The organism is Treponema sp. UBA7570 (genome assembly GCA_002477955.1).
Taxonomy (GTDB): domain Bacteria; phylum Spirochaetota; class Spirochaetia; order Treponematales; family Treponemataceae; genus Treponema_D.
Genome location: DLLE01000053.1, coordinates 55,793 through 76,858, shown reverse-complemented (window position 1 = coordinate 76,858; position 21,066 = coordinate 55,793). Strand labels below are relative to the sequence as shown.

General features: G+C 39.1%; 17 protein-coding genes. 14 read left to right on the top strand and 3 right to left on the bottom strand.

The features are described from left to right. Positions 1 to 189 precede the first annotated feature (189 nt). From pyrF to B4N75_RS06740, 3 genes are all read left to right on the top strand, one after another. A complete protein-coding gene (gene pyrF, locus B4N75_RS06750) occupies positions 190 to 1,134 on the top strand; it encodes an orotidine-5'-phosphate decarboxylase (RefSeq protein WP_296666851.1) in 945 nt (314 codons plus the stop codon). Between the two features lie 25 nt (positions 1,135 to 1,159). After that, entirely contained in the window at positions 1,160 to 2,968 is a 1,809-nt protein-coding gene (locus B4N75_RS06745; protein WP_296706950.1) for a dihydroorotate dehydrogenase, read from the top strand. A 166-nt stretch (positions 2,969 to 3,134) separates the two neighbouring features. Further along, positions 3,135 to 4,022 carry a 1-acyl-sn-glycerol-3-phosphate acyltransferase gene (locus B4N75_RS06740; protein ID WP_296016539.1) on the top strand — a complete coding sequence of 296 codons (888 nt, stop codon included), beginning with the start codon at positions 3,135 to 3,137 and terminating at the stop codon, positions 4,020 to 4,022. Between the two features lie 66 nt (positions 4,023 to 4,088). On the opposite strand, the gene B4N75_RS06735 is transcribed toward B4N75_RS06740, so the two are convergent. The 3 genes from B4N75_RS06735 to B4N75_RS06725 form a co-directional block, all read right to left on the bottom strand. Then, a complete protein-coding gene (locus B4N75_RS06735; RefSeq protein ID WP_296706948.1) occupies positions 4,089 to 6,083 on the bottom strand; it encodes a M3 family oligoendopeptidase in 1,995 nt (664 codons plus the stop codon). Between the two features lie 39 nt (positions 6,084 to 6,122). After that, on the bottom strand, positions 6,123 to 6,974 hold the full coding sequence (locus B4N75_RS06730) for an undecaprenyl-diphosphate phosphatase (RefSeq protein WP_296666842.1): 852 nt from the start codon (positions 6,972 to 6,974) through the stop codon (positions 6,123 to 6,125). Between the two features lie 206 nt (positions 6,975 to 7,180). Then, positions 7,181 to 8,044: an alpha/beta hydrolase gene (locus B4N75_RS06725; RefSeq protein ID WP_296666840.1), complete on the bottom strand. Its 864-nt coding sequence runs from the start codon at positions 8,042 to 8,044 to the stop codon at positions 7,181 to 7,183. A 274-nt stretch (positions 8,045 to 8,318) separates the two neighbouring features. On the opposite strand from B4N75_RS06725, the gene B4N75_RS06720 reads away from it, so the two are divergent. The 11 genes from B4N75_RS06720 to B4N75_RS06670 all read left to right on the top strand — a co-directional run bounded on the left by B4N75_RS06720 (position 8,319) and on the right by B4N75_RS06670 (position 21,048). Then, positions 8,319 to 9,032 (top strand): 5'-methylthioadenosine/adenosylhomocysteine nucleosidase, encoded by a 714-nt coding sequence (locus tag B4N75_RS06720; protein ID WP_296666837.1) that lies wholly within the window; start codon positions 8,319 to 8,321, stop codon positions 9,030 to 9,032. A 49-nt stretch (positions 9,033 to 9,081) separates the two neighbouring features. Next, positions 9,082 to 9,564 (top strand): S-ribosylhomocysteine lyase, encoded by a 483-nt coding sequence (locus B4N75_RS06715; RefSeq protein ID WP_296016558.1) that lies wholly within the window; start codon positions 9,082 to 9,084, stop codon positions 9,562 to 9,564. Between the two features lie 26 nt (positions 9,565 to 9,590). Next, positions 9,591 to 11,204, top strand: a complete 1,614-nt coding sequence (locus tag B4N75_RS06710) for a DUF1538 domain-containing protein (protein WP_296016565.1) — start codon at positions 9,591 to 9,593, stop codon at positions 11,202 to 11,204. Then, positions 11,201 to 11,869, top strand: coding sequence for a P-II family nitrogen regulator (locus B4N75_RS06705; protein ID WP_296016571.1), 669 nt, complete (start codon positions 11,201 to 11,203; stop codon positions 11,867 to 11,869). The genes B4N75_RS06710 and B4N75_RS06705 overlap by 4 nt, the downstream gene beginning before the upstream one ends. Positions 11,870 to 11,880: 11 nt before the next feature. Next, entirely contained in the window at positions 11,881 to 12,984 is a 1,104-nt protein-coding gene (locus tag B4N75_RS06700) for a GGDEF domain-containing protein (RefSeq protein WP_296016577.1), read from the top strand. Between the two features lie 13 nt (positions 12,985 to 12,997). After that, positions 12,998 to 14,041: a biotin--[acetyl-CoA-carboxylase] ligase gene (locus B4N75_RS06695; RefSeq protein WP_296666831.1), complete on the top strand. Its 1,044-nt coding sequence runs from the start codon at positions 12,998 to 13,000 to the stop codon at positions 14,039 to 14,041. 88 nt (positions 14,042 to 14,129) lie between these two features. Beyond that, positions 14,130 to 15,818 (top strand): hypothetical protein, encoded by a 1,689-nt coding sequence (locus B4N75_RS06690; protein WP_296666829.1) that lies wholly within the window; start codon positions 14,130 to 14,132, stop codon positions 15,816 to 15,818. A 210-nt stretch (positions 15,819 to 16,028) separates the two neighbouring features. Then, on the top strand, positions 16,029 to 18,080 hold the full coding sequence (locus tag B4N75_RS06685; RefSeq protein ID WP_296706946.1) for a GGDEF domain-containing phosphodiesterase: 2,052 nt from the start codon (positions 16,029 to 16,031) through the stop codon (positions 18,078 to 18,080). 129 nt (positions 18,081 to 18,209) lie between these two features. Further along, positions 18,210 to 19,235, top strand: a complete 1,026-nt coding sequence (pta, locus tag B4N75_RS06680) for a phosphate acetyltransferase (RefSeq protein WP_296666821.1) — start codon at positions 18,210 to 18,212, stop codon at positions 19,233 to 19,235. A 166-nt stretch (positions 19,236 to 19,401) separates the two neighbouring features. Continuing rightward, positions 19,402 to 20,154, top strand: coding sequence for a hypothetical protein (locus B4N75_RS06675; protein ID WP_296016603.1), 753 nt, complete (start codon positions 19,402 to 19,404; stop codon positions 20,152 to 20,154). A gap of 150 nt (positions 20,155 to 20,304) precedes the next feature. Further along, positions 20,305 to 21,048: a hypothetical protein gene (locus B4N75_RS06670; protein WP_296706944.1), complete on the top strand. Its 744-nt coding sequence runs from the start codon at positions 20,305 to 20,307 to the stop codon at positions 21,046 to 21,048. Positions 21,049 to 21,066: the final 18 nt, after the last annotated feature.

Genomic DNA, 21,066 nt, shown 5'->3' with positions numbered 1-21,066 from the left:
TTAAGGATGGAAGCCGCGGAGCGGTTCGGACACGCTTGCGTGGCTGAACGGAAAAATTGCGAAGCAATTTTATAACGCGACAGCCTGCCCGGAATCCTGGTTACAGGGTTCCGGAACGCCCGTTCTTTAAATCATATCGAAAATTTGCTAAACTGTTTATGTTTTATTTTTTGAACGAGGTGTTTTTTTATGAATCACAATATGCAGGTTTTACAGGAAGCTGCGGCAAAATACGGGCCTCTTTGCGTTGGTCTGGACACTGATCCTTCTTATATTCCGGTTCCGCTGTTAAATGTTTTTGGTTCTAAGACTGAGGCGGTTCTTGCTTACAATAAAGAAATTATTAAGAGAGTTGCCGCTGAAAAATCTGCATGCTGTTTTAAAATTCAGATTGCTTATTATGAGGCGATGGGGCTTGAGGGTTTAAAAGTTTACGCAGAGACAATCAAGGCTGTGCACGAAGCTGGTTTTATTGCAATCAGTGACATTAAACGCGGTGATATTGCTGACACTGCAAAAGCATATGCGCGCGCTCATTTTTCTGGCGAATTTGAAAGCGACATAATTACTGTAAATCCTTATATGGGTTTTGATACTTTAAAGCCTTTTACTGAATATTGCGCGCCTCATACTGCCGAATCAAAAGTTGCAACTGGTTCAAAAGGAATTTTTGTTCTTTTGAGAACTTCAAATCCTGGAATGGTTGATATTGAGCAGCAGGAATTAAAAAATGGCGGCCGTGTTCTTGACCGTACTGGATGCGAATTAAAAAGAATTGCCGCTGAATTTGAAAAAAATTATCCTGGACAGACTTGTTCGCCTGTTGGCGCGGTTGTTGGCTGTACAGAAGAAAGCGATGCTCGTGCGCTTCGCAATGCTTATCCTGAAATTTTCTTTTTGATTCCTGGATATGGCGCTCAGGGCGGGGCTGCAAGAATTGCGGCTGCTTTGCTCGATAAAGCCGGCGGCACTGTAAATTCAAGCCGCGGTATTTTGTGTGCCTGGAAAAAAGCTCCTGAGCTTGCTGATAAAGTTGAAAGCGGAAATCTCTGCTTAAAGGAAATTGCTGATGCTGCTGGAAATGCCTGCGTTGCCGCAAAACTCGACTTGCTCAATGCAAAAAACAATCTTTAAGGTTTTGTAAGCGAGGTTAAAATTTATGCCGGAAATAAAAAATTGTGCTGGAGAAACGTATCCTGTTTTTGCTACAGGTAAGGTAAACGGATGTTCAATTGTGCAGTCTGCCGTCCCATACGGAAGCGTTTGGTATTTGAAAGTGAATGTGGCGGGAATAAACGGCGGAAATGCGATTGTTCCAATTCCCGGTCAGTTTTATATGTTGCGCTCTGTGCGTTCGGGGCTTTTGCTCGGCCGTCCAATTAGCGTTTATAATTCGCGCAAAATTTCTGACAGAAATGTGAGCATTGAATTTTTAATTCTCTTAAAAGGAAGTGGATCTAAAGAGCTTGTTACTCTTGAAAGCGGAGATGGAATTGAACTTCTTGGTCCTCTTGGAAACAATTGGCCGGTTCCTGCAGAAAATTCGAAAGTGTTGTGTGTTGGCGGCGGAGTTGGAGTTGCGCCTGTTGCAGGTTTTGCAATAACCCTTCCTAAAAAATCTTATGATTTTGTTGCCGCATTTAAAAGCGGTTCTTACGGACTTGATTATATTTTTCCGGAAAAACTTACGATTACGACAGATGATGGTTCGGTTGGAATTAAAGGCATGGTAACTGCCGCAATTGACAGCGAAAGCGTAAAAAAATACGATGCGGTTTATGCCTGCGGTCCTACGCCTATGCTTGCGGCTGTTCAAAAAATTTGTGCCGATGCTGGTGTAAAATGCTGGCTTAGCATGGAAAACAGAATGGCATGCGGTGTTGGCGCGTGTCTTGGCTGTACAATTCACACAAAAGAAGGAAATAAGCGCTGTTGCAAAGACGGTCCTGTCTTTGATGCGGAAATTTTGGATTTTTCGAAAATTGATTCGCCTGTAACTTCTCAGAGGATGGCAAGACGCGAACCTCTTTCTAAAAACGAAGAGCCTGATTTGAGCGTAAAAATTGCCGGAGTTGAATTTGCAAATCCTGTTTTTGCTGCGAGCGGAACTTTTGGCTACGGAAGTGAATATTCGACAGTTCTCGATGTTGATTCTCTTGGCGGAATTTGTTCAAAAGGACTTACTTTGGACGGTCAGCCTGGAAATTTCGGAGTTCGCCTGATTGAAACTCCAATGGGACTCATAAATTCTATCGGACTTGAAAATCCTGGAATAAAACACTTTATTGAAAATGAATTGCCGGTAATGCAGAAATTTAGGGCAAAGACAATTGTCAATTTGAGCGGAAAAAGTCCTGAAACCTATGTTGAAGGGGCAAAATTGCTGGATAAAACAGACGCTCCAATGATTGAGTTGAATATCAGTTGTCCGAACGTAAAAGCCGGCGGCATGGCGTTTGGAATGGAACCAAAAGCCGCGGCATCTGTCGTAGAAGCTGTCCGCAAAGCAACAAAAAAGCCGCTTATGGTAAAACTCAGTCCGAATGCGCCTGATTTGATTGGAGTTGCAATGGCCGTAAAAAATGCAGGCGCCGACGCAATCAGCCTTGTAAACACTTTTCAGGCAACGGCAATAAACATTGAGACCGGCCGTCCTTATTTTGAAAATATCCGTGCTGGTTTTTCGGGGCCTGCTGTAAAACCAATTGCCCTTCGCATGGTTTATGATTTATGTCTTGCAATGAATAAACTTCCGGAAAACGAAAGAATTCCTGTAGTTGGACTTGGCGGAATTTCGTGCTGGCAAGATGCAGTTGAATTTATCATGGCAGGAGCTAGCGCTGTAGAAGTTGGAACTGCAACTTTTGGAAATCCGCTTGCAATGACAGAAATCTTAAAAGGAATCAGGAATTTTATGGCAAAAAAAGGTTATAAAACGCTTGATGATTTTAGAGGTTGCGCGCTTTAGTTTTGGCAAGTATTTTTAGAATGCTGGCTGTCCTTGCAAAAACTATACTTTAAAACTAGAATTAAAATGACATTTCTGAATTTTCAATTGTTCTGAAATGTCAAAAATACTTAAAAAAGGCAAAGATGCCGGTTTTGGCGAGCCTGTACTTTATTGAGAGGAAAAAATGGCTTCGATTCGTGAACGCTATGGAGATAAGTTTAAGGAACTTGCAAATTTTTCGCATGCTGCCGCAAAAATTGATACGACAAATGTTTATCAAAAGGCAAATCCTAACACAAAAAAACTGATGGACAAGTTGATTTCGGACAATATGGCAGAAGGAAGCCGTCTTGAAGGTGTAGAAAACTTTAAGGCATTTTTGGCTGCAATTAAGTCTGGAAAAAGCGGGCTTATCTTGATGGAACATTATGCAAATACCGACTTGCCTGGTCTTATCTGGCTTCTTGAAAATTCTGACGATCCTGACTGCCGCGAGCTTGGTGGCAAAGTAGTTGCGATTGCAGGAATGAAACTCAACGAAGCAGATCCTATGGTTCGTGCCTTTGCTGAAAGCTTTACACGGGTTGTAATTTATCCGACACGTTCGCTTGATTCAGCTACAAAAACTGCTGCCTCTCAGGAAGAAATCGAAGCAGAAACAAAAAAGGCCCGTGCAATCAATCTTGCCGCAATGCACGCAATGGACAAATGCAAGCGCAACGGAGAAGCGATTCTTGTTTTTCCTTCAGGAACTCGCTATCGCCCTGGAAAACCAGAAACAAAACGCGGCTTAAAAGAAATCGACAGTTATCTGAGAATGTTCGACGTTATGCTTTTGGTTTCTATCGACGGAATGATTTTAAAATTCAATCCAGACAACATGAACGATATGCTCGCCGATGAATGTGCTCCAGCGGTTTGCATTTACAAGGCAAGTCCTCTAATCGAATGCAAGCCTTTCCGTAAAGAATATCTTGCTTCTTTGCCGGAAGACTGTCCGGATCCAAAACAGGCTATGATTGACCACGTTATGGAATATCTGGAAAAACAGCACAACGAAATAAAAAAATAAGTATCGGTTAAAAAACGTAGGACTTCCAGACTTTTATAAAGCAATTTTTGCTTTGGAAGTTCTACGTTAATTTTTTTTATTTAGAATTTCGGCACGCTGTAAAAGTCCCATTTTTTTTGCAGGTTTTTCGGTTTTTGCCGGAATTTCAATTTTTTCTGCTGTATCAGCTTCATAAACGGTTTTTGGAGAACTTCCTGCTTTTACGGTTACGGCAGTTGATTTTCCTCTGCAAAGTTCAATAAATTCGCTGATTCTTGAAGAATAGAATTCAATTCCGGATTTCCAAAAATCTATGCTTGTAATATCAAATCCTGCTTTTTTGCACAATTCCTCGCAGTTCATGCTTCCTGTCAAACTTAAAATTTGTCTGTAAGTTTCTGCAAAGCTTTTTCCTTCTTTTAAATATCTTTGATAAAGCGCAACCGCAAAAAGCTGTCCAAACGCATACGGAAAGTTGTAAAAATCAAGGCCAGTCGAATAGTAATGGCTTTTTACCGCCCACATATATTCGTGGCGTTCGGAATTTAAGCCTTTTCCGTAAGATTTTTCCTGGGCTTCGCGCATAATTCTGCAAAAATCCTGAGCGTTTAATTCGCCTTTTGCGCGTTCTTCAAAAACATTTTTTTCAAAATAAAAGCGGCATAAAATATCGACAAGAACTTGGCTTACGTCCTGCAAATCGAGGTCTAAAAGCTGCAGCCGGTCTTTTTCGCCGCATTTTTTGAGCATATCTTGTTTTACGATTGTTTCTGCAAAGGTTGAAGCAGTTTCTGCAAGCGTCATTGGGTAACAGAAAAAATCAACGGACTTTCCTTTTAAGCAGGAAAAATGGTAAGCGTGGCCGATTTCGTGGGCAAGAGTTACAATGTCGCTAAAACTGCCTGTAAAATTTGTCATAATTCTGCTTTGGTGGCCAAGTGCAAAATCTTCATCGTATGCTCCGCCGACTTTTCCGGGGCGGACTTCTGCATCAATCCAGTTATTTTGGAAAACTGTTTTTGCAAAATTTCCCATATCTTCCGAAAAACTGCTGTAGCGTTCGATAACGTAATTTTCGGCTTCTTCAAAAGTCCAGGTTTTCGAAAGCAGGGAATTTTCGTTTTCTGTTTTGTCTTGTTCCAAAACTTCCATTGGCGCAAAAAGGTCGTAAAAAGCCAGTCCTTTTTCTGCTTTGCCGTTTATGTATTTTGGCGTGCTTGCCGTAAGATTGTTTTTTCGTAAAAAATCCGCCTTTGCGTTAAAATATTTTCGCCATTCCGGAAGACTTTTTTCAATCGCCTTGATCAAGGCATTTAGCGTTTTTTTGTCCATTCGGCTCGAAAAAAGAGTGCGGTCAACTGGTTTTTTCCATTTTCGCTGCTTGTTGAGGGTTAAAGTTTCGCCTTTTAAATTGTTCAGACAGGCAGCCAAAGCGATTTCGTTTTGTTTTAAGAGCGAAAGTTCTTTTTCGTAGGAAGATTTTCTTAATTTTGAATCTGCCGAATAAGCATCGTTTCTAAGCTCGTTAAAGGTTTTTCCGTCTGTGTCTTTTAGATTTGAAATTATTTGCTCGTGCAGCCTGTCCCATGCATCTCCTCCGGTGCGTTGCAAGGAGCCGGCCAAATTTTCCTCTTTTGCGGACATTTTATGCTTTGACTCTGCAATTTCTTCTTCGATTAAAAAACGCTGCTCGCAATATTCTGGAAACCGTTCAAAAAATTCATCGAGTTTTTTAGAATTTTTTACGAGAATTGTCTTAAAATCAATATCGATTTTTTTTAGGCGTAGAGCGAGCTCATCAATTAAAGAAATATTGTTTAAAAAAACGGTGTTTGTTGTGTCAACTGAATAAATTATGTAAGCATAGGCTCCAAGGCTTTGAGAGAGTTCGAGAACTTCTTTTTTTGCGTCAAGAAAGCCCTTTAGCCAAAAGCAAAAATTAAACCGGCTGGAAGTTTTTATAAGATTTTCGAGTTTTTCCATGCCGGTTTTGTAATTATCAAGAGCCGATTTATATTCGGGACTTTCGATAGAAGAAAAAATTGAATCTAAATTCCATCTAGGCGCGTTTAATTTATTCATAGAATGAGTTTAACACAAATTCATTCTATTTTAAAAGATTTAAAAGAAAATCAAGCCAGCAATTCCAAGAGGAATCAAATAAGCTGCAAACCATTCAAGCTTGCCTTTTTTTATCAATTTCATTAAAAAAGCGAGAGAAATGTAACCTGCCGCAAAAGCCGAAACAAATCCAAATATAACAGGCAAAAGTCCTACAGAAGAGCCAAGTTCACCTAAATCCTTTGCTTCGAGCACAAATGCTCCTAAAATTGCAGGAATGCTTACGATAAAAGAAAATTCTCCTGCGCTTTGCCGGTCAATTCCTGCAAGCTGTGCTCCGGCAATTGTTGAACCTGAACGGCTGATTCCCGGCAAAGTTCCAATCCCCTGCATCAAACCGATAAAAAGCGACTGAAAAACGCCGATTCCCTTTTTTTCGCTGCTCAAAATTTCGGCGCTGCGGTTTTTTTTCTGCCAGAAACTGCTAAAAATCAAGAGTGCCGCTGTAACGAGAAAGCCTGCGCAGGTAAATTTAATTGGCATTTCTGGAATCAGTTTTGAACTTAAAATGCCCAAAATTCCTGTTATAAAAGTTGTGCAGATAATTGCAACAATTGTTTTTCGGCCGAGAATGTCGTTTCCAGAAAGCAAATCTTCCGGATCGTTGTCAGAATTTAGCGGCCGGCGCGCAATCCAGCGTCCAAAGCAGCATAAAAGTTTCCAGATTTTTGCACGGAAAAAAATAACAACGGCAAGCAAGGTCGCAAGGTGAAGAATTACATCGTACAAAAGAGGCACATCGTCCAGCTTAAAAAGAAATTGAGCTACGGCAAGGTGTCCGCTCGACGAAATAGGCAAAAATTCAGCAATTCCCTGTAAAATTCCAAGCAAAATCGACTGTAAAACTGACATTTTTTAGATCTCCAGATTTTTTGTTTTGGCAACTCTAAAAGAAAAAATTTCAGAGGCGTTTTTATTTTATAGAAAAAAAAGTTTTTTGTTTAGGCAATTTTAATTTTTATTTTAATCCGGGCGGCTTTTTACTCCGCTTTGCTGCGTAAAAACCGGGCTATTCGCCATTATCATTCTAAAAAAATCGGGTAAATTCCCCGTTTTTTTCAGAACGCCTTCGGCGTGGCTGCTATCCCTGCCGCAGACATTATAAAATTTACAAACATTTGTGGCCAAATTTGTGCAGGCGTGTTTTCTGCAAGCGCAAGTCCGTGTTCACCTTCCTTAAAAAGGTGATACTCAAATTCAATTCCGGCATCTTTCAGGCTTTTTGCAAAAACCAATGTGTTTTCTGCCGGAACTGCCTTGTCTGTGCGTGTGTGCCAGACAAAAGTTTTAGGAAAATCTTTGGAAATGTGTTTTTCGAGAGAAACGGCATCGCGGATCAGTTCTTCAGAATTTTTGTTTTCCGGATTTTGAGTGAATGTCTTTTTGCAAAGTTCAATGCGTTCATCTTCCGTTAAATTTTCGGTTAGACGCTGTATTGAGCCTTCGTGGCAAATTTTTTTGTCGGCAGAAATTACCGGATAGCAAAGGCATAGCGCGTCTGGCCGCGTCTGCTCTGGCAGCAAAGTTTTACCGTCGAGAGTAAGATTTTGCAAAAGGGGAGTATTCCAAAAGCAGCCAAGGCTTGCGCAAAGGTGTCCGCCCGCGCTGAATCCGCAGAGATAAATTTTTTGAGGATCGATATTCCATTCATCGGAATTTTTCTTAATAAAGGCAACAGCTCTTGCCAGGTCAAAAAGCGCTTCAGGAAATTTGAACGGTGCAAGCGTGTAGTAAAGCACTGCTGACGAAAATCCCAAAGAATTCCAAAAAAGAGCAATGGTTTCCTGTTCTTTTTTTCCAAAATGATTGTATCCGCCGCCAGGGACAACTAGAATAAAAGGATTTTTTTTCTGATTTTTTAAAATATAAGGAGCGATACAGGCTTTTGAAGGCGGACATAATTCAATTTTTTCATGATTCATAATAATATTATAAAAGGCGGTTTAAAAAGAAAAAAGGGCTACTGAAGGAGGAAAAAAGTAGCCCTTTGTAAATTGTTTTTTGTTATATTTCTTGCTGCTGATAATAAAATATAACTTTGCAGGATTTTATGCAATTGAGTTTTAAGAAAAATTGCTGAAAAATCGCTAAAATAACGCATTTTTTATGAAAAAGGTTGAAAACTTTACGGTTTTATTGAAAAATATCTGAAAGTTTTGCAGTTTTTACGGTAATTTGAAATTTATGGAGGCTAAAATGGAAAAAATTGGAATTATTGGTGCAATGCAAATTGAAATTGACTGGCTAAAAAATTTAATGTCAAAAGAAGGTTCGCCAAAAACTGTTTGTGCCGGCGGTCTTGATTTTGAAACTGGAAAAATTCATGGAAAAGAAGTTGTTGTCGTTCGTTCCGGAGTTGGAAAAGTAAACGCCGCATTGTGCGCTCAGAGGCTTGTTCTTCAATTCAACTGCACAAACGTAATCAATACGGGAATTGCCGGAGCCATGGCGGAAGGCCTTGGAGTTTTGGATTTTGTAGTTTCGAGCGATGCTGTTTATCACGATATGGATGCGACAGGATTTGGTTACAAAATAGGTCAAATTCCGCAAATGCCTGTTTATTCGTTCGAGGCAGACAAAAAAATGATTCTTGCTGCAAAAAAAGCATTTGAAAATTGCGAAGAATTAAAAGGCCATAAAATGATTGAAGGAAGAATTGCCACAGGCGACCAGTTTATTTCTGAAAAAGCTCTCAAGGCAAAAATTGCGGAAAATGTTTCTCCTGCGTGTGTTGAAATGGAAGGTTGTGCAATTGCTCAGGCTTGCTGGCTCAATAAAACGCCTTTTGTAATTATCCGGTGCATGAGCGATATGGCGGACGATTTAAGTTCAAATGGCTATGAATTTAATGAAGGGGTTGCCGCTCAATTGAGTGCTCAGGTAGTTGAAAAACTTATTGAAGCAATATAAAATCTCGCTATTAAAGAATTTTTTTTCCTTAATAAAGGCGCATTTTTAAATGGAATTAAAAAAATACAATGTAGACAGTTTTAATTTGGACCACAGAAAAGTGGTTGCCCCTTATGTCCGCGTCGCTGCAAAAAAACAGGGTGAAAAAGGCGACGTTGTGACAAAATTTGATGTGCGTGTTTGTCAGCCAAACAAAGAATTTATGAATACAGGCGCCTTGCATACAATGGAACATATCATTGCAGAATATTTGCGAGATGAAATTCCTGGTGTAATTGATTTTTCACCGATGGGCTGCCGCACAGGTTTTTATCTTACTGTCTGGGGCGATGTGGATGAAGAATACATTGCAAGCCATTTAATTCCTGTTTTTAAAAAAGTTATTGACTGGACTGGCGAAATTCCAGCCGCCAACGAAATTCAATGCGGAAACTACCGCGACATGGATTTGGAAGGCGCAAAAAAATTCGCAAAAAATTGGATTGAGGGAATCAGCAAAAAAGGTTGGACTGCTTTTCCTGACGGGCTGTAAAATTTTTCCGCTGGGGGTCTACTTAAGTGAATTTTTATCTAAAACTTAAAGAGACTATTTTTTCTGTAGCGCCAATTATGCTTTTGGTGCTTTTATTAGGTGTAACAATTGCACCTTTGGGTGGTCAGCTTTTGCTTCAGTTTATGCTGGGCGGAGTTATGGTCATTATTGGACTCGCCATTTTTCTTTTGGGCGTTGATATTGGGATTATTCCCGTCGGCGAGCGTAGTGGAGCAGCCCTTACTTCAAAACGGAATTTACCGCTTCTTTTAATTGCCGCATTTTTTATCGGTTTTATTGTAACGATTGCAGAGCCTGATATTCAGGTTTTGGCAGATCAAGTTCGTAAAATTGAATCTTCTGTTTCAAAATGGGGACTGATTATTGCAATTGCAGCAGGCGTTGGTCTTTTTGTTGCATTGGGAATTCTGCGCGTAATTCTTTCAATTCCTCTCAGATTGATTTTGATAATTTCTTATATAGCAGTTTTTGCTCTTGCATGTTTTGCGCCTCAGGCTTTGCAGGGAGTTGCTTTTGACTCTGGCGGCGCAACAACCGGTCCCATGACAGTTCCGTTTATTTTGGCGCTTGGCGTCGGAGTTGCTGCTGTCCGTAGAAAAACTCTTCAAAATTCTGAAAAAAATTCCATGGACAACGACGGAAGCTTTGGTCTTACGGGAATTGCATCTGTCGGTCCAGTTTTGGCGGTTATTATTTTTGCAATTGCAATTTCTAAAATAAATGGAGTAATTGGAGTTTCTGAAAGCGTTGATTCTGGTTCTGAAGAAGAAATTGCTGTCGGACTTTCTGTTGTTTTTGCGCATATTCCGGCAATTGCAAAAGAAGTTGTTTCTGCGCTGGCTCCTTTGGCTGCAATGGCCGTATTTTTTCAGATTACGCTTATAAAAATGCCGCCGATGCAAGTTGTCCGCATGATTCGCGGTTTTGTTCTGAGTTTTATTGGTCTGGTGATTTTTTTAGGCGGTGCCCAGGGCGGTTTTATGCCTGTCGGTCAGGAACTTGGTGTTTTGCTTGGAAAACTTGCTGCAAATTCGGGCGATGTTTTGATTTCAAGCACAAGCAACGGAATAACTAAAACTCTCTTTGTAATTCCTAAGATTGTCGGTCCAATTGCCGTTATTTTGATCGGCTGTATTTTTGGAGCAGTTGTTGTTTGCGCTGAGCCTGCGGTTTGGGTTTTGACAGATCAGGTTGAAGAAATTTCTGGCGGAATGATTAGAAGAAAAGTAATTCTCGCTGCGTTGAGCGCCGGAGTCGCAATTTCAATCGGAATTTCAATGGCGAGAGTTTTGTATGGTTTTAGTCTTTGGTTTATTCTTCTTCCTGGCTATGTGATTGCGCTTGCGCTTTCTTTCTGGTGTCCAAAACTTTTTACAGGAATTGCTTTTGATTCTGGTGGAGTTGCAAGCGGACCTATGACAAGCACATTTATTCTTTCTCTTACGATTGGTGTAGGCCATGCAGTAAATGCAGGTTCTGCAGGCGAAGCATTTGGTGTGATTGCTCTTGTTGCGATGACTCCGCTTATTGCAATTCAAATTCTTGGAATTGTATTTAAGGTAAAAACAAATTCCCACAAAAAAATGGAACAAACTGAACTTCTGGAGGAAAAAGCATGAATTCATTTAAATTATTTTTCAGCGTAGTTCCTCACGGAAAAGGAGAAAAACTTACTCGCGCTGCAATGGAAAGCGGTTGCCGTGGCGGAACTGTTTTGATGGGGCGCGGGCTTGCAAAAACGAATCTTGCGGCAATTCTCGGCCTTGGCGAAAATTCAAAAGACGTAATAATGATGGTTGTTGAAAAATCGGCCTGCGAGTCTGTAAAAAATGCGATTCAAACAGCAACTTCAAAAGAAAAAAGACATTTTGGCGAACTTTTTAGTGTTGGAGTTGATTCGCTTTTAAAAGGCGGAAATATCATTGAAAATTCAGATGCCGCTAATAAAAACATGGAGGAAGACATTATGAGCACACAAAATGAAATGATTACAGTAATTGTAAATAAAGGTTATGCCGACGATGTAATGGCTGCCGCCAGACAGGCAGGTGCAGGCGGTGGAACAGTAATAAATGCGCGTGGAACTGCAAAAGAAACAGACGAGCGGTTTTTTGGAATGCACATTGTTTCTGAAAAGGAAATGCTTGTGATGGTTGTTCCGAGCGACAAAAAACAGCCGGTAATTTCTGCAATCCGTGAGCTAAAATGTTTGAAAGATCCGGGAATGGGAATCGCATATTCCGGGAAAGTAGAAGATTTTGCACTTTTAGGAAAAGCGAAGTAAAATTAGCATTGATGAAAAATCTTTATAGACAGGTAAAGACGCTCATATTAAGGAACCAGGTTTCTGACTTCGAGTACGATTGTGTTAAGACTGAGACTTGTCAGACAAACCTTTTGATGCTTGAAGTTTGTTCCCTTGTTGGTTGCGTTCTTTTTTTTGTTTTAGGAATTATCGGACTTTTTTTTGATTCGTATCCAGACTTAAGGACAATTGGCTATTTTGCGGTTTTTGTCGTAATGCTGTTTATTTTTATTTCATCAATAAAGATTTCGCAGGAAAAATTGAAGCTTGCAGTGCCGCTTCTTTATGTTTTTATATGGACTTTAAGCATTTTTACTGGATTTCGAGGAATTTACGGAAATACTGGTAATTATTCAGTTATGTTCGTCGTTTTGGAATTTGCAATTCCTGTTATTTTTATTGATAGAGTTTCAAGAATGTTTAGAAACACTGGCTTGCTTGTGCTTTTAAACACGATTTGTACGATTTTTTTTAAAGACGTAAAAATTGCCCGAATTGACATTTTTTACATGTGGCTTTTTTACGGATTGAGTTTTATTCCGTGTTTTTATCTGACAAAAATCCGTGTCCGTGAATTTTTTTTAAGGCAAATTATTGAAAATCAACGCGATACTGATGAATTGACCGGACTTTTAAACAAGGCGGCATTTATTCGTTCTGCAAAAAAATATCTGAATTCAACAAATACCGGAATTTTGATAATGCTTGATTTGGATTATTTTAAGCAGATAAACGACACTTATGGACATTTTGTTGGCGACAAAGTTCTAAAAAAAGTTGCAGGCTGCATTCAAAAAGTGTTCCGATCTTCCGATTTAATGGGACGTTTTGGGGGCGATGAATTCTTGATTTTTATGATTGGCGCAAATCAAAAAAATATTGCAAGAATGCGTTGCGAACAGCTTTTGGAATTGCTGAATAAGACGCCTATTTTGACGGACGAGCCTGAAAATTCTGGATTTATACGTTCGAGCATAGGTTTTGCTGTTTTTGAAGAGACAGATTTTGATACACTCTTTAAAAATGCGGACACCGCCTTGTACAAAGCCAAAAATTCTGGAAAAAACAAAGTCTGCTGTTTTGAAAATAATTAAAACTTGTAAGAAAATGAGCACAAAAGAAAAAATCATTTCAATTTTAAATTCGGATTCGTTAAAAAACGATTTTATTTCTGGCGAAGAGCTTGCATCTTGCTGTCAGGTAAGCCGTGCGGCTGTTCACAAGGCAATTTCCGCTTTGCGTGAACAGGGATTTTTAATCGAAGCTGTTACAAATAAAGGTTACAAACTGGAAGGTGTTCCAGACAAGATTGATTCAGATTTTATCGAAAAAGAAATTTTAAAATGTGGCGAAAAATGCGAAGTTCTTGCTTTTGACGAAATTGATTCGACAAATTTGGAGGCAAAAAGACAAACTGCCGACAAAGAACTTAACCGCGTGCTTTTTGTTGCCGGAAGACAGACGGCAGGACGCGGAAGAATGGGCCGGACTTTTGTTTCGCCCGCAAATTCTGGAATTTATTTTTCGCTTGTTTATAAACCTGTTGCAGGCATAAAAAATCCTGCTTTTTTGACGGCGGCTGCGGCAGTTGCTGTAAGCAGAGCAATAAAATCTCTTTATGGAGAAGATTGCAAAATAAAGTGGGTGAATGACGTTTTCTTGAATGGCAAAAAAATCTGCGGAATTTTAACTGAAGGCGTTACGAATTTTGAAACCGGCACAATCGATGTTGCCATTGTCGGAATCGGAATAAATGTGAGGAACGGCGGTTTTGATGGAGAGCTTTCAAAAGTTGCAGGCAGCGTTGAAGAGATTATTGCCGGAGAAGGTAAAATCGTTCCAAAAGTAAGCCGAAATCAGATTGTTTCGGAAGTGGTTTCTAATCTTTTAAAAATTTATGATTTTTATTTTGCAGACGACAAGCAGGAAATCAAAAAAACTATGGACGAATACAGAAAACGTTCTCTTTTGACCGGGCTTGAAGTTTATGTTAATCCAATTGCGGGGCTTGAAGGAAAAATCTACAAAGCTAAAGTTCTTGATGTAACGGACGAAGCGGAGCTTTTGGTTTTGACGGAAGATGGAATTCAAAAAAAATTGTATTCTGGAGAAGTGAGTCTAAAAAGTTCAAATTTTGCTAATCAAAACTGAAAATTTATTTTAATGGTTCTTGATATTTTTATAATGCTTTTTAAATAACTTGTGATATAATTAAAAGATATTTGGAGTATTTTTTAGAATGAGTGACCAAGAACTTGACCCGACGATTGCAGCTCTCCTTGCAGAAACCCAGGAATCCTCCGGCCCAACTTTGAGCAATGTTTCAAACAAATTGACAGAAACAGTGCCTTTTAGTGCGGCGAGTTTTAATGCAAACGAGGAAGCGCCTGCCGAAAAGCAAAAACAAGCCAATAAAGTTGATTTAAGCGTTACAAAATTCAGTCCGATTGAAAAATTCTTTGAAGATAAGCCAAAGCCTTATTTTGACGATCCGGCATACTACAAGACTTGTCTTACAGGCGAAGGCCAGCCGGCTCAAAGAGTTCATCAGGTACTTTCAAAATACTTAACATGCACAGATCCAAAAGACAGAACAGTTTACCGACAGCAAATGGTAATGGCTTATTGGGAACTTATTCATAATATGGCGCCAAAAATGGCAGATTTAACCTTGCCAAAAGTAAAAAGAATGATGATGCGTTTTGGCGTTGTTTTGCCGTCTCTTTTTACTCCAGAACAAAAAGAGCTCTTTTCTAAAGTGATTTTAGACAATACGACTGGCGAGCCTGTTTACTACATGGACGAATGGTTTAAAGAAATTGCAAGCGGACGGCTTACACTTTCTGCAACTGATGAGGTTCGTATAAAAAAATCAGCTAATGACGGTGGTTCTGCAGAACAGCAGCATCTTATGCAGTTAAAAAGCAAGAACGACGGAAAATTGCAGAGTTCAGAAAGTTTTGTGAATGCAAAAGAAAGCGAACGCCAGATGATGGAAAATGAGCTTTTAAATCGCATCCACGCTCTTTGCGAACATTCGACTATGATTGGACTTGAGCCGCACCGTATGCCGTATACTGACATGCAAAAAAAGCTTTTTGCAGAAATACAGGAAAGGCTTCGCGCTTTGCAAAAAAACGACAAGGAGCTTGCAGGTTATTTAAAAGAACTTGAAGAAGCAAAGTCTGTAAGCGGCTCTCTTGAAGCAAAAATTGCGAACGGTCCTGTGAATGTTGAGGTAAACAAAGGCGATATTGATACTGAATTTAATACTGTCCGTCAGATGGCAAAAATGACAGTCGGCCGTCAGGGAAATCAGTTTCCGGTTTTTACGAGGGAATTTTATCACAGTACGCCACAGGGAACAGGTTTTAGAGAAAATGTTTTAAACGTAATGTCTTGGATTGAGGAAATGGATCCGGGAGCATTTTGCCGAATTCACAAGAACGCTGCGCATAGAATTGTTCCTTATGTTTTGCTTGTTCCGACTTATGGTGATTTTGGATTTTGCTGGGAACCTTTTGACCGTTACAATAGAATTACGAGCCGTGGGCGAATTGTAATTCCAATGTATCCAAGAGATTTAAAAATCAGCGTTTTGATGGCAGTTGCCGATTTGCGTTGGCAGGTTGCAAAGGAAAAAGCATCTTATTATTGGATGGAAGAAGGACTTACCGGACAATATTATCAATATATTGAGAATCAGAAATTAAAAGGTGATTTAAAGACATATTTTATTTCGGATTATGTGCTTTGGCTTACGAAAGAAGTAAATGGCGTGCAGAGAATGGACAAAGAACTGCGTGCGATTTTCTGGCGTTTTGTGCCGTTTAATCAGCAGAAAAAAGAGGAGCTGAAAAAACGGTCGGTTGTATATCAGGAACTTTACCAAAGGGATATTAACCGCAGCATGAGCGATGGATATTGATTTGTGGAATGCGGCAGGGGCTGGAGTGGACGCATAGCGTGTGCGTAGCACCGGAGGCGCGTTAGACGCCGTAGCCACGCAAGACCCGACGGCAACAAGTTGCCGGGCCGCCCATATAAGAATTTAAAAATATTTTTTTGGAATGTACGTTCTTATAAGCGGGATGTGCTTTTTTTACTTGTTGCAACTGTATCAGTTTTAAGGAGCTTTATGAAGACAAAGGATTTAGAAACTTTTGTTTTTAACGGGAAGAATTACAGCCTGCTTTCCCGGACTTTTCAGGATGCATTTTTTTCTCTTGGACTTTTGACGTTCAGATATTATCCTGAAGAAAAAACAATGATTATTTCTGACAAGTTTGCTGAAACTTACCAAGTAGCAAAAGTTTATCCAAATATGCCATATAGTTTTGCTGGCGCTGTTATTGCGGAAGAAGAGCGCCAAAGTTTTTATGAACTTATAGAAAAACTTGAAAAAGGTGAAAAAAAAGTTTCTAACACTTTTGAATCTGTTAGCGGCGATTGTTTTAGAGTTACGATTGTTCCGTGCGAATGGAATAATGAAAGAAAACCGATTGTTGCACTTGGCTTTGTAGAAAATATTGAAAAACAAAACCGTTCTGAAAAACTTTTTATGGCGCTTGCCAAAGATTACGGCAGTATTTATTACATTGATGTTGAAAAAGGAGTTTTGTTTCCTTACAGAATAAGCGATGATATTAAGCGGGAATATGGAGAAGCAATTCGCGAGAATTCAAATTATGAGCATTTGATAAATTGTTATATCGACAAAACTGTTATTGATGCTGAAAAAGATGAAATGCGGAAAATTTGCTCATATAAATTTATCGAAGAATGTTTTAAAGAAAAGGACATAATTCTTCATGATTATCGCGGAATTCGTGATGGAAAGACCATTTATTGCCGGTTAAAAATTGCGAAATTGCAAAATTCGGAAAAATTTTCTGATTTTATGATTGCTTTTTCTGACACGACAAAGGCAAAAATTTTTGAAGTTGAGCGTCTTGCGTATGTTGACCCGGTTACCGAAGGCAATAATTATAATTATTTTAAAAAGCAGCTGAGCGAAACTAACAAGCCCGGATATTTTGTTTCGATGGATATTCATCAATTCAAGATTGTAAACCAAATTTGCGGAGTAAAAGTTGGCGACAGGGTTTTGAAGGAAATTTGGAATACAATCGTTGAAAATTTAAAAGAACAGGATTTTGCAGCCCGCGTAAATGCCGACCATTTTGTCGTTTTTGCTCCGACTTCTCCTCGCGAGGAAATTGAATCAAAAGTTGGAAAAGTTACGTCTGACCTTTCTGAGCTTTCGAAAAAAATGCGATGGCCACGATTGCATCCGTATTTTGGAATTGCAAAGTGGGTTCCTGGACAAAATATTGAAGAAGTTTACAGTTACACAACTTTTGCAAAGCACAGTGTAAAAGACGAAAAAAATGTAAATTTTCAGTTTTATTCGGTTGAAGAGAGCGACAAAGTTATCGAACAGAAAAAAATGGAAGATAATTTTTATGATGCGATTTTCGGAAATTGTTTTGAAATATGGTATCAGCCAAAGGTGAGTCCGGTTTGTGGAAGAATTGTTGGCGCTGAAGCTCTTGTTCGCTGGCGACGAGAAGATGGAATGTTAGTTCCGCCAGGAATGTTTATTCCTGTTTTTGAAAGGGACGGTCTTATCCGCATTTTGGATGAATATATTTTTGACAGGGTTTGTCATTTTATAAAAGCAAGAACTGAGGCAAACTTGCCTGTTTTGCCGGTTTCTGTAAATCTTTCGCGGGCAAGTATTTGTTATGAGGGAATTGTTGAGCAGTACGACAAAATAGTTCAGGATGCAGGAATAAATCCAAAATATGTGCCGATTGAGATTACGGAAACTGCCGCAGTTAGCAATTCGGATATAAAAGAAATTTCAAATGAATTTTGCCGTCGCGGTTTTGTTTTGTGCATGGATGATTTTGGAACTGGATATTCTTCAATATCGCTTTTAAATTCTCTGCCTTTTGCAAATATAAAGCTTGATAAAAGTTTGATTGACACAATTGGCGAAGAGAAAGGCTTAAAATCAATAAAGCACATAATCGCGCTGTCAAAAGATTTGGGGATGACGATTACTGCCGAAGGCGTTGAGCACGAGTCTCAAAAAAATTCGCTTATGGATTTAAAATGCGATAATATTCAGGGATTTTTTTACAGTCCGCCGGTGCCGGAAAAAGAATTTGTAAACCTTCTGTAAAATAATGTTTTTAGGGTTTGTCAATGCCGGTTTTGCCAGTAAATGTGTTTGTGTAATTTTTTGCAAAGTGATAAAGTGAATTGATTCATTTTATTGAACCGAAAATAATTTTTTATACGAGGAAAAATCATGGACTTTGTAAAAGATTTACGTGCAAAGGCAAAGGCTGCCGGAAAAACAATCGTTCTCTGCGAAGGTGAAGACAAACGTGTTGTTGAAGCTGCTTCAGTAATTGTAAAAGAAGGAATCGCAAAAATCATTCTTCTCGGAAATGCAGACGAAATTGCAAAATTTGGTTTTGATATGTCTGGTGTAAAAATCGTAGACCCAAAAACTGATTCAAATGCTGATAAATATGCAGAAGTTCTTTACAAGGCACGCGAAGGAAAAATCAATAAAAAGACTGGTCTTCCTGAATATGCGGATGTTGCCGCTGCAAAAGCTGCCGCTCTTAAAGATTACACAATGTACGGTGCTTTGATTTTGAAAGCAGGAGATGCTGACGGTTTTGTTTCTGGCGCATGCCATTCAACAGCAAATACTTTGCGTCCAGGACTTCAGGTTATCAAAACAGCTCCTGGAATTAAAACAGTTTCTTCTTGCTTTATCATGGTTGCTCCAGAAGGTTCAAATAAATATCTTCCAAGCGGAATTTCTGTATTTGGCGATTGCGCTATCAATATTGAACCGTCTGCTGAAGAATTGGCTGACATTGCTGTTGCAACAGCAGAAACTGCTAAAAAAATCGCAGGAATCGAACCAAAAGTTGCAATGCTTTCGTTCTCTACAAAAGGTTCAGGAAGCGATGCAAAGGGCTTGAACACAGTTGGAAAAGTTGTAGAAGCTACAAAACTTGCAAAAGCAAAAGCTCCGGAACTTGCTCTCGACGGCGAATTCCAGTTTGACGCTGCGATTGCTCCGGAAGTTGGCGAACTTAAGGCTCCAGGAAGCGCAGTTGCAGGACACGCAAACACTTTTATCTTCCCAAACATCAACGCAGGAAACATTGGCTACAAAATCGCTGCTCGCATGGGCGGCTGGAAAGCAATTGGACCTGTCTGCCAGGGATTTGCAACGCCTCTCAACGACTTGAGCCGCGGATGCAATGTTGACGAGATTGTTGACACAGTTGCAGTAACTGCTTTGCAGGCATAATAAAAGTCAAAAGCTCATCTCTGATTTTTTGAACGGACTGTCTAAAAAATAGTTTTTTGGGCAGTCCATTTTTTTTGTGTTTGTGGTAGACTTGCTGAGAATAAAAAGTAACTTTTTATTAAAAAAATTGTTTTTTTTGTAAAAGTTGCGTCTAAAAAGGAAAATTATGTCTTGCTTAAAAAAAATAACTGAAAAAGTGGCTCTTTTTACAGTTTTGCCGTTGTTGTTAGTTGGTTGTGCTTCTACGAAATATTCTTTGACAGAAAATGCTTCTCCGATTGCGATTCTTGGAGTTTGCGGAAATACTCACGTTCCTTATTATTCTTCTGAAGTTCGTGATGATGAATATGGCGAAGAAGACGGGCTTTTATCGAATGCTATAAATAGTTTTTTTGGAAAAAATAATCCTGAAATTCAAACCGCCGCTGACCGTGTTGATTATGCAGAAGATGCTTTCAGACGGATTTTGCCAGAAGTTGCCGGTGTTGAGGTTGTCCCAAAAGAAGTCGTAATGAATTCTCCGACTTATGCTGACATTGGAAAAAACAGCTTGCTTTCGTACATAGATGTAAAAATTCGTGGCGAGGGCTACAAATTTATGGACGATATTGGTTCAAAAAAAGCGAGGTTGATTTCGAGGGAAACTGGCGCAAAAAGCCTTGTTTTTCTGTCTTTTACGTTTAAAAAATATATAAAAGATGATGGAGATAATCTTAACGCAAATCTTGGCGCAATGGGAATTATGAATGTTCTTATGTACAATGAGGATGGAAAAAAAGTGCTTGAAGATGAATTTACTGTAATTTCGCCGGAATCTGTTGAAATGCGGATGACAAAATATGACAAAGATGAAATGGTTGAACTGTTTCCGTCTGTAATTGACCAACTTATAAATAAATTTATAGTAAAATATCTGTAAAACAAAAATTAAAAGAGTGTAAGATAAAAACAGCCGAAAATGGCGTCTGATTTTATCTTTACAAGTTTGCGTTGCAGACTTCGGAACAGCTTAAAAAGTCAGTCCTAAAACTGAAGTTTTACTCTTGACTTTTTATTAAAGAGAAAAAGAATGAAAAAAAAATTAGGTTTAAAAAGAATTGGTTTTTTGATGGGATGTTTGGTTTTTGCAGCGGAATTTTCTGGTTGTGCTTCTGCTAAAATTGAAAAACAAAGCATTTCTCCGCTTGCAATAATCACTGTGGCAGGAAACAGTTCTTTGCCGTGGTATGTTATAAAAGAAGGAGAAGAGCCGAAGGCAACGAAAGGACTTTTGCAAAATGCGATAAATTCTAAATTTTTTGATGACGATCCGGAAGTTGTCTCAAGTTTTAACCGGCTTGATTATGCAGAAGATGCTCTGCGCAGAATTTTCGGAGAAATTTGCGAAATTGATTTTGTTGGAAAAGAAGATGTTGTTTTTTCAAAAAAATACAAATCAATGTCGGAAGGACTTTTGTCCATAATGAATACGACAATTACTGCGACTGATTACAAAGATTTGCGCAATCCTGGAAAGTATGACTTAAAAAAACTATGTGAATCTGTCGGCGCAAAAGGTGGAGTTGTTATTGAATTTGAATTTTTCAAAAAAACAGCCTCAGGAACGACGGTAAACGGAACTGTTTGTCCTTTTGTTAAGATGAAGACAAAGATTTTTGACCAGTCTGGAAAAGAAATAAAATATAAAACTTATACGGTTCAGGGAACTGAAACTTTAAAAGTTGCCGGCAGAAAATATGATGCCGATGCTCTTGTTGAAATGTATCCTGCTGTAATCGACCAGCTTTTGACTCAGTTTGCAATGGATTTGTAGCCCGGATGCTTGCATGCT

Bases quoted from the DNA above. Each gene is read 5' to 3' on its own strand.
- pyrF (WP_296666851.1), top strand. From the start codon at position 190: ATGAATCACAATATGCAGGTTTTACAGGAAGCTGCGGCAAAATACGGG.
- B4N75_RS06745 (WP_296706950.1), top strand. From the start codon at position 1,160: ATGCCGGAAATAAAAAATTGTGCTGGAGAAACGTATCCTGTTTTTGCT.
- B4N75_RS06740 (WP_296016539.1), top strand. From the start codon at position 3,135: ATGGCTTCGATTCGTGAACGCTATGGAGATAAGTTTAAGGAACTTGCA.
- B4N75_RS06735 (WP_296706948.1), bottom strand. From the start codon at position 6,083: ATGAATAAATTAAACGCGCCTAGATGGAATTTAGATTCAATTTTTTCT.
- B4N75_RS06730 (WP_296666842.1), bottom strand. From the start codon at position 6,974: ATGTCAGTTTTACAGTCGATTTTGCTTGGAATTTTACAGGGAATTGCT.
- B4N75_RS06725 (WP_296666840.1), bottom strand. From the start codon at position 8,044: ATGAATCATGAAAAAATTGAATTATGTCCGCCTTCAAAAGCCTGTATC.
- B4N75_RS06720 (WP_296666837.1), top strand. From the start codon at position 8,319: ATGGAAAAAATTGGAATTATTGGTGCAATGCAAATTGAAATTGACTGG.
- B4N75_RS06715 (WP_296016558.1), top strand. From the start codon at position 9,082: ATGGAATTAAAAAAATACAATGTAGACAGTTTTAATTTGGACCACAGA.
- B4N75_RS06705 (WP_296016571.1), top strand. From the start codon at position 11,201: ATGAATTCATTTAAATTATTTTTCAGCGTAGTTCCTCACGGAAAAGGA.
- B4N75_RS06700 (WP_296016577.1), top strand. From the start codon at position 11,881: ATGAAAAATCTTTATAGACAGGTAAAGACGCTCATATTAAGGAACCAG.
- B4N75_RS06695 (WP_296666831.1), top strand. From the start codon at position 12,998: ATGAGCACAAAAGAAAAAATCATTTCAATTTTAAATTCGGATTCGTTA.
- B4N75_RS06690 (WP_296666829.1), top strand. From the start codon at position 14,130: ATGAGTGACCAAGAACTTGACCCGACGATTGCAGCTCTCCTTGCAGAA.
- B4N75_RS06685 (WP_296706946.1), top strand. From the start codon at position 16,029: ATGAAGACAAAGGATTTAGAAACTTTTGTTTTTAACGGGAAGAATTAC.
- pta (WP_296666821.1), top strand. From the start codon at position 18,210: ATGGACTTTGTAAAAGATTTACGTGCAAAGGCAAAGGCTGCCGGAAAA.
- B4N75_RS06675 (WP_296016603.1), top strand. From the start codon at position 19,402: ATGTCTTGCTTAAAAAAAATAACTGAAAAAGTGGCTCTTTTTACAGTT.
- B4N75_RS06670 (WP_296706944.1), top strand. From the start codon at position 20,305: ATGAAAAAAAAATTAGGTTTAAAAAGAATTGGTTTTTTGATGGGATGT.